Here is a 14,262-nt window from a genome sequence, read left to right as displayed (position 1 = left end):
ATGAACTATTCAGATTCTATCAAAGCTATTTTACTTGCTGCTATCAATGATCTTTCCAAAACACCGGAAAAATATGCTGTCAAACCCGGAGTTGATTTTATCAGAAACAGAAAACTTGGTTTTAAAGATTATATGCTGATGTTTCTGACTATGGAAGCTGACTGTATCAGGGAAGAACTGTACCGTTTTTTCGGACGTACTATCGATGCACCTTCCAAAGCGGCTTTTTACAGACAGCGTAAAAAGATCAGGGAAGATGCTTTTCGGAATCTTCTTCTTGCTTTTAACAGGAAACTTCCTAAAAAACTATATAACGGTAAATATGAATTCTGGGCCTGCGATGGTTCTTCCTGTGATATTTTCCTTAACCCTGAAGATAAGGATACCTATTTTGAACCAAATGGTAAATCTACCAGAGGATTTAACCAGATCCATATCAGATCCATATCAATGCTATGTTTTCTTTACTTGATAAGCGTTTTACTGATATTTTAGTCCAGCCTGCCCGAAAGCGAAATGAGTATTCTGCTTTTTGTTCCATGGTTGATTCTGCAGATATCCCTGAACACTACAAAGTCATTTTCTTTGGGGACAGAGGTTATACTTCTTACAACAACTTTGCCCATGTGATTGAAAAGGGGCAGTACTTCCTTATCCGATGTAACGATAAAAGAGCTTCCGGAATGATGGGATATCCGGTTGATACCCTGCCAGCTTTTGATGAAGATATCTCTCTTATACTGACGAGGTCTAAAGCTGTAAGCAAATATTCCAGACCTGAACTATTCTCTTCATACCGATACATTTATCAGAATGCTCCGATGGATTATCTCAATGATCAAAGAACGGAATATGACCTTGCTTTACGTTTGTTACGCATACAGCTTGATGATGGCTCTTATGAAAACATTGCTACGAATCTTCCAGAAGAAGAGTTTAAAGCTGAAGATTTCAAAGCTCTTTATCATCTGAGATGGCAGGAGGAAAACTCTTTCCGAGATTTAAAATATTCCATGTGTCTGAAAACGTTTCACTCAAAAAAAATATGATTATATTGTGCAGGAAGTATGGGCAAGAGTTATTCTATATAATTTCAGTTCCAGCATAATCATAAATGTAACTATTGATCGGGAAGATCGTGCTTATGAATATCAGGCGAATTATTCATCCGCGCTTAAAACATGCAGGGATTTTTTTAGGATTCACGATGGGATAACAAAGATAAATGTAAAAGGTCTGATCGCTCGAAATATTGAGCCGATCAGACCTGGAAGAACCTTTGCCCGCCAGCATAGGTTTAAACTTCCGATGAGTTTTTGTTATAGACATTAGCATTAACTCATATATTACTATATTTCATCTTTAGACAAATTTCAATGTTAAATATTGATTTTGTCTTTTTGTTATACCCAAATTTCAGTAAAACATTGTATCTTAATCCCTCAATATCCCCTTTTTTATCATAATCAAATCCTTCTGCTGATATTTTCATCAATGCAGTATTAGCAAATTGCTTAAGTTAATGACATTGGGTCTGAACAGTAACGAAAGAAAAAAACAATTAGTTATTCAATGGTGATTAATGATTGAGTATTTGAAAAAGAAAAAGTATAATAAAGAGTATAAGATGTAAACATGGATATATTAATGCTGTTTTGGGTGTAGAAAAGATAACAAATAGAAGGGAAAGTGATGGAACTACAGATCATCTTGAAAATGTAATGAATTTGATGTAAATAACAGAATTGTATACGAGTGAAAGTGGGGTATAGCTATGAAAAAGAATAGAAATTTAGTTAAAATATCAATTGTTGCCAGTTTGTTGATTACAACCAGTTCAATATTAGGACAAAATGTCGAGGTAATGGCATCAAATCCAACGAATTACAAAGATATGACAGAGTACGCAGCATACGAAAATGTAATAGCAGATGCAGGAGCCATTTCCGGAGATTTTAGCATTTCCGTGGCTTTATATGATATTGATCAGGACGGAATAAGAGAGTTGCTTATATCACATGGCACCTGCCTTGCTGATTGGGTAAATGATATTTATACATTGGAAGATGGAAAATATGTGAGCTATATTGGAAATGTAGGCAGACAGGGACTATTTTATACAGCCCCAGATGGAAATGGAATGTATTTTTTGTATGGATATCAAGGATATCAGGAGATAACACGAATTACAAAGAGTGGAAAAGATATTGTGCAAACATTGCTAGAATCAAGGGAGCTTAATGCAAATGAAAACTATACAGAATTTGCTAATAAGATAGCACTACTTGCACCGGGAGATATTCCAACCCATGGAAATTCTTATGATGTAGAAGTAACAGCTCCTGATGGCGGTGTAAACATGCGCTGTGGCGCAGGAGTGGAGTATGACAAAGTTCTTCCAGACATGATTCCAAACGGAACAGTTCTGACTGTAACTCAGGAAGCAGTGGCTTCCAATGGAAATTCATGGGGCTATACAAATTATAATGGTACATACGGATGGATTGCACTGACGCAGGTCACCAGATATCAGGAACCGACGGAAGGAGCACCTATTCCACATACCAGATATGTAATTAACTGTAATGAGAGTATTACTCTTCGTACAAATCCAGATGTAAATGCTGCTGAAATTTGTCAGATTCCGTTGGGAACAGCCGTTGCTACATTCGGAGATGCCGGAAACGGATTTATTTCTGTGTATTATCAAGGTTCATCTGGATATTGTCTGGCAAGTTATCTGTCTGCTCCAGTGGACTGACAATTCTGATTTTTGCTGTGAAACGGTAAAAGAATATTTTGACAACAGAATTCTATAATAAACTGTAATCTGTATATATGTAAAAATCCTCGGAACGTAAGTTCCGGGGATTTTCCATTTAATATATACTTATTTATCTGCCCCATAATATCTGTCATCGCCGAAGCCAAGGATCAGCATGAAGATTGGCGGTAAGAAGATAAGACCAATGGCGAATCCTGTGCCTCTGCCGAAGGCTCTTGCAAGCTTAACACTGTACATAATGCTGATTATGGCAAGTATGATTTTGATCAGTACGATGATCATGGAGATCATTAAACTGTCGTTTGTTTCAAGAGTTCCCTGTAAGCAGGAAGATACGATTCCAAGAACCAATGTCAGCCAGAAATATGCAGGTTGCCATGCGATTTTATAAGAAATATAATCGCCATATATTGGAATAATACTTTTCCATCCGGCCTCCCCTGCTTTGGTAAAGATTCTCCAGTTGGCAATAATCTGCAGAAGCCACCATGCGAATGCAATCATCAGATACATACCACCTAAGAATACCATGCTGCTGATAGCTATAAGTCCCATTTGTGTTCCCCCATTTCTTTCTGTGAGATATGATACATGTATCGTTGGTGTAGAAGCATAGTTGAGAACTATGTTTGTTCTCCTGAAGTATTTATGCTAAATCCATTAAAGCATATTCTCAGTAGTTCGTCAATTATCAAAGAAGATTGTACATAAGCGAGGTGAAAACTATGGCAGCAATACTTATGAACTACAAAATACCGGGATATTATATATTTTTCATTTGTCTGGCAGTGATTTCCTGTTTTTCTAATCCTGGAATGGTTGTATTAGCGGGCTGTAGGGTTGATAATATTGATCAGGCAGAGTAAAATTTTATCAATGAAGTGAGTCTCCTGCTTTAATATTACAAATATTCGTCTGACTTATGAAAAGTGCCTGATAAGATGAAAATCTTCTCAGGGATGGGTTGTGAGAACAGAGAAAAAAGAATGGTTTCGGAAAAAATAATGACAAGTTAAACAAAAGCCGTAAAGTGGGAATTTCCAGCTTTGCGGGTTTTGTGGTATCATGAATTGAAAGACATCTCAACAACTTTTCCATTGGTTACCTTAATGCGCAGACCTAATCCATTCATGCTTCTCATGGTAGACATGAAAGCGGATTTTGAGCAATAATCGTTGGGAGCTTCACCTCCGGAAAAATAGTATTTGGTCTTGGAAGTAAGTTTAAATGTATGTTTTCCGTATTTTATATATGCTTTTTTGTTTTGGCTGTTTAATATTCCGTTTTTGGAAGTATTAAATGACGCATACATTGTCAGAGTGTTCCCCTTACATATAGCCTTTCTTGTGCCTGACATATAGTATTTTGTGCCATTGGTTGTTATTGTTCCGCCTTTTTTTCCATTTATGCAGGTATCATAGTAGGTTGTACCTGACTTTCCGGTAGCTGCCTGCACATTTGAGAATCCCATGCAGCCGGTAACGAGGCAGATGGCAAGTATCAGTGTTAACATTTTCTGGAACTTCTTTGTCCATGTTTTCATATTGAAAACCTCCTTTCGTTTTCTGGATTTATTATAATAGCCTGGAAAAGCAAAGTCAATAGAGGAGCGTAATGGAATAGTTGTATTGACAATAGATATCTGTATGTAGTATAATCAGACGCAAATAAAAGAAAATTCTTCGGGGTTGTGGTGATCAGCATCAGCTGAGATTCCCTACCGGCGGTTATAGTCCGCGACCCGCTTCGGCGGCTGATCTGGTGGAATTCCAGGACCGACAGTATAGTCTGGATGAGAGAAGAACACGCGATATTTACCATACGTGCTCATTACCCCGGATATATGATCCGGGGTTTTTTTATATGTTGAAGAAAATCTTCATTATATAAAAAGCTTGTGGAATTTTCTTTTAAACAAAGAATAATTTCAAAGGAGAGAAACAGTATGAGTGAACAGGTATTAAGAAATGGAAATGCGATGGCAAGGAGTAAGACGAGAACCGTTACACAGATAGCCATGCTTGGCGCTATCGCAGGAATTTTAATGAATCTGGAGTTTCCGCTTCCTTTCCTGGCACCGACTTTTTATCAGCTGGATTTTTCAGAAATCCCGGTACTGGTTGGCTCATTTGCAATGGGACCGATCGCAGGTGTACTGATCGAGCTGGTGAAAATTCTTGTGCATCTGGTAACAAAGGGCTCTATGACAGCAGGTGTAGGCGATGTGGCAAACTTCATTTTTGGATGTACATTTGCAGTCCCGGCAGGTCTGATCTACCGTTATAAATCTGTTAAGAGCAGAAAACATGCAGTGATCGGAATGGCAGTTGGAACCGTACTTACAGCAGTAGTTGCATGCTTTATCAATGCATTCGTGTTACTTCCGGCATACGGAAAGGCTTTTGGAATGCCGGTAGAAGCATTTATCGAAATGGGAAGTGCAGTACACAGTTCTGTAAATAATCTTCTTACATTTGCAGCAATGATCATTTTCCCATTCAACATATTCAAATATGCTCTGACATCCCTGATCGTATTCCTGATTTATAAGAGAATCCGCGTGGTGCTCAAGGGAGATTGATTTTATATCTGATAAAGAATAAATAAATTGGCAGTACAATAAATAAAAAAGAAGAACAGCCGTATGATGAAAAATCTGCGGCTGTTCTTCTTTTTATGTGTAAAAAATAATTACGGAAATTGTCAGACAGACTTAAAAAAGATACGATAATATGGTAAGATAAAACAGACGATATAAACATCGGAATGTGAGGTTTATAAAATGAATGATACAGGAATCAGACCGGAAGTTATAGAAGAAATCCGAAACCTTGCGCAAAAATATGATATTGAAAAAGTAATTCTTTTTGGTTCGAGAGCAAGAGGGGATTTCAGAAGAACAAGTGATATAGATATTGCAGTCACAGGAGGAGATTTTGCAAGGTTTGCGTTAGATGTGGATGAAGAGACAAGTACTCTTCTGGAGTATGATATTGTAAATCTTGATCGTGACATGCAGGATGAATTAAGAGAATCTATAGAGAAGGAAGGGAGGATTTTGTATGAGAAAATATGAGAATTTCTGCAATGCACTGTCTAACATGAAAGATATTTATAATTATGAAGAACCATATGATAATGTAGTGATTACCGGACTCGTAGGATTGTATGAAATTTGTTTTGAGCAGTCATGGAAAATGATGAAAGAAATACTGGAGATTCATGGATATGCAGAGGGAGCAACAGGTTCACCGAAAATCATTCTGAAGACTGCCTATAAAGCAGGAATGATAAGAGATGAGGAGCAGTGGCTTCGTGCATTGCAGGCAAGAAATAATGTTACACATTCTTACAATCAGAAAATTGCGTTAGGAATTATAGCTGATGCAAAAGAAGAGTTTTATCAGATGTTTTGCGAACTAAAAACAGAGATAGAAGAAAATTGGCTGTAATAATCAGCGAAGGTATAGAAAGCGAAAGGAAGTATCCATTATGGGACAGATACACAATATTGAAAAACTGACAGATTGTAAATTTTTAAATTTGTACCATTTAAATGCAACAAGCATTCACAACACTCCTGTGTCATATTTCGTGGCATCCCGTGCGAAGAGTATTAACGAATTAAAGATAAAAACAGGTAAAAACACTCCGGATGGCGTGATCATTTACAGTCTTTATGGGGAAAAGAGAGACAGAGTTGTATTAGTACGTCAGTACAGATACGCAATTGGCGGATATATCTACGAATTCCCGGCAGGTCTGGTAGAATCGAACGAAGAATTCCATGAGGGTGCAGTAAGAGAAATGTACGAGGAAACAGGACTGAAATTCACACCTCTGAAAGTAGATCCTGCATTTGAGAAACCTTATTTCACAACGGTTGGCATGACAGATGAATCCTGCGCAACTGTTTATGGATATGCGGAAGGTGAAATCAGTAAAGATGCACAGGAAGACACAGAGGAAATTGAAGTTGTACTTGCTGACAGAGAAGAAGTAAAGAGGATTCTGCGTGAAGAAAATGTAGCGATCATGTGTGCATATCAGCTTATGCATTTCCTTCAGGATGAAGAACCTTTTGCATTTTTGAAGGAAGAACTTTAACCAAATCAAGCAAGTAGCGAAGCGGATGATTTTATCTGCTTGACTAAGGAGAATTAAAGGAGAATTAAGATAATGGCAAAATGGCAGAGAAGCTTCTTCCAGCCTGTGCTTCCGCTGGGAGAAGATGGACGGAGAGTTACAGGAAGTAAAGAACACATTGCACTTTCCAGAATGGCAGCAGGAGAGGGAATGGTCCTTCTGAAAAATGAGAAAAATGCACTTCCGATTCGGAGAGGGACGAAAGTCGCACTCTTTGGTAAGGGTACTGTAGACTACGTAAAAGGCGGCGGAGGAAGTGGCGATGTAACTGTAGAATATATCCGTAATCTTTATGAGGGCATGAAGATTAAAGAGGATGAGGGAAAAGTAGAAGTTTTCGATAAACTTGCGAAATATTATGAAAAAGATATTCAGAAACAATACGCAGATGGTGCAGTACCAGGTATGACAGTTGAGCCGGAGCTTCCGGATGAACTTCTGAATGAAGCGCGAGAATATACAGATACTGCAGTAATTACCATTTGCCGTTTTTCAGGCGAAGGATGGGACAGAAAATGTGAAGCAGCACAGGATGGATACGTTCTTGACGGAGAGGAAAAAAGAAACTCCGAGTTGTCAGCGAAGATTTTTGAAAACGGTGATTTCTGCCTGACAAATGCAGAGAATGCCATGGTAGAGAAAGTAAAGAAAGCATTCCCACATGTAATCGTAGTGATGAATGTTGGCGGTATCGTGGACACGAAATGGTTCAGAGACTGTGATGAGATCCAGTCAGTACTGATGGCATGGCAGGGCGGTATGGAAGGTGGTCTTGCAACAGCAGATATACTTTGTGGTGATGTTAATCCATCCGGTAAATTATCCGATACTTATGCAAAAGATCTGGAAGATTATCCATCCACAGCAAACTTCCATGAGTCTGCATTCTATGTGGATTACACAGAAGATATTTATGTAGGATACCGTTACTTTGAGACAATTCCGGGTGCAGCAAAGAGAGTAAATTATCCGTTTGGATTTGGACTTTCCTACACAGATTTTGACTGGAAGGTGACTGGTGCTTCCGAAGAAAACGGTGTGATCACAGTTCTTACTGAAGTAACCAATACCGGAAAAAAAGCGGGAAAAGAAGTTATCCAGCTCTATTACGGAGCACCACAGGGTAAACTCGGAAAGCCTGCGAAAGTGCTGGGAGCATTCAAAAAGACCAGCATTCTTCAGCCGGGTGAACGACAGATTCTTACCCTGAAACTTCCTGTAAATCAGATGGCGTCTTACGATGATCTGGGCAAAGTATGCAAGTCTGCATATGTTCTGGAAGCAGGAGAATATGCAATCTATATTGGTACAAACGTAAGAGATGCAGCGAAGATTGACTTTACATATGTAGTAAAAGAAGATACAGTAACTGAGCAGTTAAGCCGGAAGGCAGCACCATATCATCTTCAGAAACGTATGCTTGCGGACGGTTCTTATGAGGAACTTCCACAGCGTGAATATGTGGAAGAAGAAGGACTTCCGAGACAGGATAAATATGCCATCGGTCTTCCATGCCCTGATACAAGAGGACAAAAAGGAATAGACTTTCTTGATTTTCTTGATTCCAAGGGAGTTCGCTTCTCTGATGTAGCAGATGGTAAAATGACATTGGATGAGTTTATGGATGTCCTGACATTGGATGACTGTATCAATCTCCTTGGCGGACAGCCAAACACAGGATGTGCCAATACATTTGGAATGGGAAATCTTCCGGAATACGGAGTCCCGAATGTGATGACTGCAGACGGACCAGCCGGACTTCGTATTCTTCCGAAATGCGGAGTGAACACAACTGCCTGGCCATGTGCCACACTTCTTGCCAGCACCTGGGATGAAGAACTGGTAGAGAAAGTTGGTAAAGCAGGAGCGGAAGAAGTAAAAGAAAATAATATCAGTATCTGGCTTACTCCTGCCTGCAACATTCACAGAAGCCCGCTCTGTGGCCGTAACTTTGAGTATTATTCTGAAGATCCGTACCTTGCAGGAAAGACAGGTGCAGCTATGGTAAGAGGCATCCAGTCTCAGCATATCGGAGCAAGTGTGAAGCATTTTGCAGCCAATAATAAGGAGACAAACCGTAAGGATTCTGATTCCAGAGTATCAGAGAGAGCACTCCGTGAGATTTATCTGAAACAGTTTGAGATCATTGTAAAAGAGGCTCATCCATATACAATTATGTCCTCCTATAACCTGATCAACGGCATCCACGCTTCAGAGAACAAAGAACTCCTGACAGGTATTCTCCGGGATGAATGGGGATTCGACGGACTGGTTACAACAGACTGGTGGACATTTGGAGAACACTACCGTGAGACAAAAGCAGGAAACGATATCAAGATGGCAGCAGGATATCCGGAACGCATAAAAGAAGCATACGAAAAAGGCTTTATTACCGAAGGAGAGATCCGTCTCAGCGCAAGAAGAATCCTGAATATGATTCTGAAAATTGACTGATGAGTATCACTAATATTTTAAACAGGAGCAAAAAAGATAATGGATGAGCGTAAACGAAGTTTACGAAAAGAAATAGTCAGGCTGGCACTTCCGATCGCACTTCAGCAGTTCATGACAGCCCTGGTCGGAGCATGTGATGCGATCATGCTGGGAAAGTTAAGCCAGGATGCCATGTCAGCCGTATCACTGTTCCTCTGGGATGCATCTGCGCATTTATCCTGAAACTGCCGGTTATGGTTGTCTACTTTGTACTCAATCTGGACGAGATCATTAAACTGCCGGTGGTCTATAAACATTATAAGAAATATAAATGGATTAAGAATCTTACATAATTTTACACGCTTCACAGGCACATATACTGGATATCCGGGACTATGTGCCTGTTTTGTTTTAATGATATTTATGCATCCGTACATAATAGCTGATGCATAAGATCACAGTGGCTCCGCTCCATGCTGCGATCTCTGCAAAGAAAATACCGTCCTGTCCGATAAAATGGGGAAGGATCAGTGCAGCACTGATACGCATGACAAATTCAGCCATACCACTTACCATAGGCATTAAGGTATCTCCCAGCCCCTGAAGTGCAGATCTGTACACGTACAGGAAGTACAAAACCCAGAGCATGGCAGCCATAATAGAGAGGTATTTAAAAGCAATTGCAAGTACCTGCTGTGTCTGTTGCGGTTCACCTGAGATGAAAAGTGAGAGAATATTTTTTCCAAATAAAAACATGGCAGCAGAAATGATCAGTGAGGTAAGCAGGGAAAGCAGCATACTGCTGCGGACGCCTTTTCTGATCCTGTCAATCTTTCTGGCTCCCAGATTCTGACCCACATAGGTAACGATGGCATATCCATAGGAAATAGCAGCCATTTCCAGCAGACCATAAAGCTTGTTTGTAGCTGTAAATCCTGCCACAAAAAGGAAACCGTAGCCATTGATCACATACTGGACTACCAGACCGCCCACACCGATGATGATATTCTGAAATACAACAGGAATACCAAGCTTCATCAGGCGGGCATTCATGCCGGAGGCAGGCATAAAATCTGCTCTGGTCAGATGAACGATATCAATTCTGCGTAAAATCAGGAAACAGTAAACAGCGGAGAAGCTCTGTGCGATCACAGTTGCGATTGCTGCTCCTGCCACACCCCATCCGAAGCCTGCCACAAAAAGGATGTCCAGTGAGACATTCAGCACAGATGCGATGATCATTGCGGTCAGCGGTGTTTTACTGTTTCCCATAGCCCTTAGGGCAGAGGCAAACATATTATAGGCTGCTGTGGCGGGGATTCCACAGAAAATGATGCGCAGATATAACAGGGACATTCCGATAATATTGGAAGGTGTATGCAGCCCTGTTAATACCAGCGAGGCAAATGACTGGCTGAGAATCAATACTCCGGCTGCGATGAATGCGGTCAGCCGGTAACTGTGAGCCAGAGATTTACGCAGATTTTCGAAATCCTTTGCCCCATAATACTGGGAGAGTTGAATAGAAAATCCCTGAGTGAGTCCTGTGGATATTCCTGTGACAACCCACATCAGAAAGTCAACAGCACCCAGTGCGGCAAGAGCCTCCACACCTGCAACCTGGCCAACAACCATGGTATCCACCATTGTATAAAGCTGCTGACAGATATTTCCCAGCATCAGGGGAATTGCGAAAAGAATGATCAACCGTCCCGGTGAACCGGAGGTCATATCCTGAATCTTGGTTTTCATTAGTATAAAAGTTCCTTTCCTGAGCATATTTGAAAAAGTTTAGAAATGATTATTCGAATATGCCCTGATATTTACATTAATAATTTGTAACTATTCAGTAGTCTGCTATCCCGCGAGGTGTTTTGGCACGTAAGTACCAAAATCCCGAGACATACAAGCCAAAATGCCATCACCGCAAGTGATTTTTAATGCATTTTGGCTCGTAACTGTGAAGGTACTGAACAGTTACGATAATTTTATATCATTAACGTGAAAAATGAAATATAATATTTCATCAGAATGATATAAATTTATCTGTTATGTTACTGTTCACACGCCACTATCCCGCGAGGTGTTTTGGCATGAACATGCCAAAATCCCGAGACATACAGCGCGAATTTATGCGATTAGCATAAATTCTGTGCATCGCGAAGCGTGTTACTGAGAACGGAGCGAACAGTAACTCTGTTATTGTAGATATATTAACTGAATCAGCTGAATAAGTTAAGTCCCCTGCCTCAATTGCAAAAAGCAACATATTCTGCAGAGACAATGGCTATTTACAAATATGACAATAACAGGTATCATTCTTTTATAAATACATTAATAAAAGAAGGTAGAAACAGAATGAGCGGACTGGAAAAGAAATTTGCTACGAAATCAAAAATCGTAAATTATATTATAAATAGAGAATCCACATCAAAAGTGGAAATATCCAAAGAACTGAATCTGAGTATGCCAACAGTTCTGTCTAATGTAAAAGATTTATTGGAAAAAGGTATCATAATAGAAACTGGAGAATATGAATCCACAGGAGGAAGAAAGGCTAAAAGTATTGGAATCAATCCATCCTATCGTTATGCAATGGGAATTGTGATTACTGCAAATCATCTGGGAATGGTGCTGGTAAATCTGAAGTATGAGATTGTAAAATCAGAGCGGATCCGTCTGAAATTTGTACCTGATATGTCATATTGCAGTCAGGTGGCAGATTTTGCGGCAAAATTTCTGGATCATATGAATGATGTAGAACAGAAAGAAAAGCTTCTGGGTGTTGGAATCTCTATTCCGGGAATCATTAATCAGGAGCAGAAACTGGTGATAAAATCCCACGCACTGAAACTTGAAAACTATAGTCTCAGTTTCCTGGAACAGGCATTTTCTGTCCCGGTTTATTTTTCAAATGATGCCAATGCGGCAATGATGGCAGAAGATATGAACATCTATCAGAATGCAATTTACCTTTCGTTGAATCAGACTCTTGGCGGTGCATTTTGCATAGGGGGAAATTTGTTTTCCGGAGAAAATCAGAAGGCCGGAGAATTTGGACATATGATACTTGTACCTCAGGGCCGCAAGTGTTATTGTGGAAAATCAGGTTGTGCAGATGCTTATTGCGCTGCAGGCGCACTTGTTGGTGAGTCAAAGGATTCTGTGGAACAGTTTATGCAGCTGCTTCAAAACAATGATGAAAAGGCAGAGAAAAAATGGGAAGAGTATCTTGATTATCTTGCAGTTCTGATTTCAAATCTGCGCATGGCATATGATATGGATATCATTCTTGGAGGTGAAATGGGTGGATATCTCTCAGATTATATGATACCTCTTGGGGAAAAAGTAATGAAGTATAATGGATTTGATCATGATCTGAGATATCTGAAAAACTGTTCTTATAAGAAAGAAGCATCAGCTGTAGGTGCAGCAAAGCATTTCCTGCAGGATTTTATCGGAAAGATATAGCCGATGGCATTATTGAATCACTGATGATCTGCTGATATACCATAGTAAACAAATATCTGGATATAAAAATACCCTGATTACAACAAAGAAAGGTTGTGATCAGGGTATTTTGTTGTTGTGCGGGAATTCAGCAGATAATTATGAGGAGTGTTATAGTAACATCTGCATAAAAATAAAATCTATACTTTGTGCAACTGGTAGAAATGAGAAATATTATTAAATATTTATTGACAAAGTTATATATTTGAATAATAATGTAATTACTTTAATAAAACATTTAATAAAAGTTAATAAACAACTAGAGGTTCAAAGTACATTCAACAAATAAGGAGGAAAATATTATGTTACAGCAGGTTATGACAAATCCAGGAGAAATTATTTTCAGAGAGGTTCCCGTACCAGAGATTAAAGACAACCAGGTTTTGGTTAAGATTATGAATATTGGTATCTGTGGTTCTGATATCCATGTATATCACGGAAAACATCCTTTTACAAAATATCCGGTAACCCAGGGACATGAAGTATCAGGAGAAGTGGTAAAAACAGGTGATGCAGTAACAGAATTTCATGTGGGACAGAAAGTAACAATTGAGCCACAGGTATATTGTGGACATTGTTATCCATGCCGTCACGGAAAATACAATCTCTGCGAAGAGCTGAAAGTAATGGGATTCCAGACAACAGGAACTGCATCCGAATATTTTGCAGTTGATGCATCAAAAGTAACACCGATACCGGAAGATATGTCATATGAAGAGGGCGCAATGATTGAGCCTCTGGCAGTAGCTGTTCATGGTGTTAAACAGATGGGCGATGTAACAGGAATGAATATTGTGGTGATAGGAGCCGGTCCGATCGGAAATCTGGTAGCGCAGTCTGCAAAAGGGATGGGAGCAGCTAAAGTTATGATCACAGATGTCAGTGATCTCCGTCTGGAAAAAGCAAAAGAGTGTGGAATTGACGTATGTGTCAACACAAGAAATAAAAATTTTGGGGAAGCAATGGTAGAAGCCTTTGGACCGGATAAGGCAGATGTTATCTATGATTGTGCAGGAAATAACATTACAATGGGACAGGCGATCAAATATGCAAGAAAAGGAAGCGTGATTGTGCTGGTTGCAGTTTTTGCAGGAATGGCTGAGATCGATCTGGCAGTTGCAAATGATCATGAGCTTGATATCAAGAGCACAATGATGTACAGACATGATGATTATGTAGACGGAATCAGACTGGTGAATGAAGGAAAAGTGCATTTAAGACCGCTGATCTCTAAGACGTTTGCATTTAAAGATTATCTGAAAGCATACCAGTACATTGACGATAACCGTGAGACTACAATGAAAGTGATTATCAATGTGCAGGAAAAATAAAATACCCTGCTGATCATAAGTATTATGTAAGACAAAGATATAATAAAAAAGACTGCT

Annotated in this window: 14 protein-coding genes and 1 riboswitch; of the genes, 11 read left to right on the top strand and 3 right to left on the bottom strand. The window is 39.5% G+C overall.

Annotated elements, in window-relative coordinates; genetic code table 11:
• The 3 genes from LI074_RS00835 to LI074_RS00825 all read left to right on the top strand — a co-directional run bounded on the left by LI074_RS00835 (nt 1) and on the right by LI074_RS00825 (nt 2,761).
• On the top strand, nt 1-495 hold the full coding sequence (locus LI074_RS00835; protein ID WP_022380033.1) for a hypothetical protein: 495 nt from the start codon (nt 1-3) through the stop codon (nt 493-495).
• Nucleotides 456-1,049, top strand: a complete 594-nt coding sequence (locus LI074_RS00830; RefSeq protein ID WP_243282920.1) for a transposase — start codon at nt 456-458, stop codon at nt 1,047-1,049. Before LI074_RS00835 ends, LI074_RS00830 begins: the two co-directional genes overlap by 40 nt.
• Nucleotides 1,050-1,864: 815 nt before the next feature.
• On the top strand, nt 1,865-2,761 hold the full coding sequence (locus LI074_RS00825) for an SH3 domain-containing protein (protein WP_022380035.1): 897 nt from the start codon (nt 1,865-1,867) through the stop codon (nt 2,759-2,761).
• A gap of 129 nt (nt 2,762-2,890) precedes the next feature.
• Here LI074_RS00825 and LI074_RS00820 read toward each other — a convergent pair whose 3' ends face one another.
• Both LI074_RS00820 and LI074_RS00815 read right to left on the bottom strand, forming a co-directional pair.
• Entirely contained in the window at nt 2,891-3,340 is a 450-nt protein-coding gene (locus tag LI074_RS00820) for a DUF5684 domain-containing protein (RefSeq protein WP_055059015.1), read from the bottom strand.
• A 508-nt stretch (nt 3,341-3,848) separates the two neighbouring features.
• Nucleotides 3,849-4,328, bottom strand: coding sequence for a hypothetical protein (locus LI074_RS00815; RefSeq protein WP_055059016.1), 480 nt, complete (start codon nt 4,326-4,328; stop codon nt 3,849-3,851).
• Between the two features lie 131 nt (nt 4,329-4,459).
• Nucleotides 4,460-4,593, top strand: a riboswitch (FMN riboswitch).
• Nucleotides 4,594-4,730: 137 nt separating this feature from the next.
• Between LI074_RS00815 and LI074_RS00810 the strand changes: the two genes are divergently transcribed.
• The 6 genes from LI074_RS00810 (at nt 4,731) to LI074_RS00785 (ending at nt 9,607) form a co-directional block, all read left to right on the top strand.
• The gene (locus LI074_RS00810) at nt 4,731-5,366 is read left to right on the top strand and encodes an ECF transporter S component (RefSeq protein ID WP_055058216.1); all 636 of its coding nucleotides are present in this window, start codon (nt 4,731-4,733) and stop codon (nt 5,364-5,366) included.
• A 201-nt stretch (nt 5,367-5,567) separates the two neighbouring features.
• Nucleotides 5,568-5,861 carry a nucleotidyltransferase family protein gene (locus LI074_RS00805; protein WP_008706339.1) on the top strand — a complete coding sequence of 98 codons (294 nt, stop codon included), beginning with the start codon at nt 5,568-5,570 and terminating at the stop codon, nt 5,859-5,861.
• Nucleotides 5,848-6,237 (top strand): HI0074 family nucleotidyltransferase substrate-binding subunit, encoded by a 390-nt coding sequence (locus LI074_RS00800; protein WP_008706340.1) that lies wholly within the window; start codon nt 5,848-5,850, stop codon nt 6,235-6,237. The genes LI074_RS00805 and LI074_RS00800 overlap by 14 nt, the downstream gene beginning before the upstream one ends.
• A gap of 40 nt (nt 6,238-6,277) precedes the next feature.
• Nucleotides 6,278-6,892 (top strand): NUDIX hydrolase, encoded by a 615-nt coding sequence (locus LI074_RS00795; protein WP_008706341.1) that lies wholly within the window; start codon nt 6,278-6,280, stop codon nt 6,890-6,892.
• A gap of 72 nt (nt 6,893-6,964) precedes the next feature.
• Nucleotides 6,965-9,385, top strand: a complete 2,421-nt coding sequence (locus LI074_RS00790) for a glycoside hydrolase family 3 protein (protein ID WP_173697597.1) — start codon at nt 6,965-6,967, stop codon at nt 9,383-9,385.
• A gap of 39 nt (nt 9,386-9,424) precedes the next feature.
• Nucleotides 9,425-9,607, top strand: a complete 183-nt coding sequence (locus LI074_RS00785) for a hypothetical protein (protein WP_173697596.1) — start codon at nt 9,425-9,427, stop codon at nt 9,605-9,607.
• Between the two features lie 168 nt (nt 9,608-9,775).
• Here the strand turns inward: LI074_RS00785 and LI074_RS00775 are convergent, their stop codons facing one another.
• Nucleotides 9,776-11,116 (bottom strand): MATE family efflux transporter, encoded by a 1,341-nt coding sequence (locus LI074_RS00775; RefSeq protein ID WP_020993640.1) that lies wholly within the window; start codon nt 11,114-11,116, stop codon nt 9,776-9,778.
• Between the two features lie 606 nt (nt 11,117-11,722).
• Here LI074_RS00775 and LI074_RS00770 point away from each other — a divergent pair.
• Nucleotides 11,723-12,835 (top strand): ROK family transcriptional regulator, encoded by a 1,113-nt coding sequence (locus tag LI074_RS00770; protein WP_173697595.1) that lies wholly within the window; start codon nt 11,723-11,725, stop codon nt 12,833-12,835.
• Nucleotides 12,836-13,176: 341 nt separating this feature from the next.
• Entirely contained in the window at nt 13,177-14,205 is a 1,029-nt protein-coding gene (locus tag LI074_RS00765) for a zinc-dependent alcohol dehydrogenase (protein WP_008706353.1), read from the top strand.
• Nucleotides 14,206-14,262 lie beyond the last annotated feature (57 nt).

Source organism: Blautia sp. MSK18_10, assembly GCF_020553185.1.
GTDB classification, from domain to species: Bacteria; Bacillota; Clostridia; order Lachnospirales; family Lachnospiraceae; genus Blautia_A; species Blautia_A wexlerae.
This window is presented reverse-complemented; position numbering and strand designations above follow the sequence as displayed.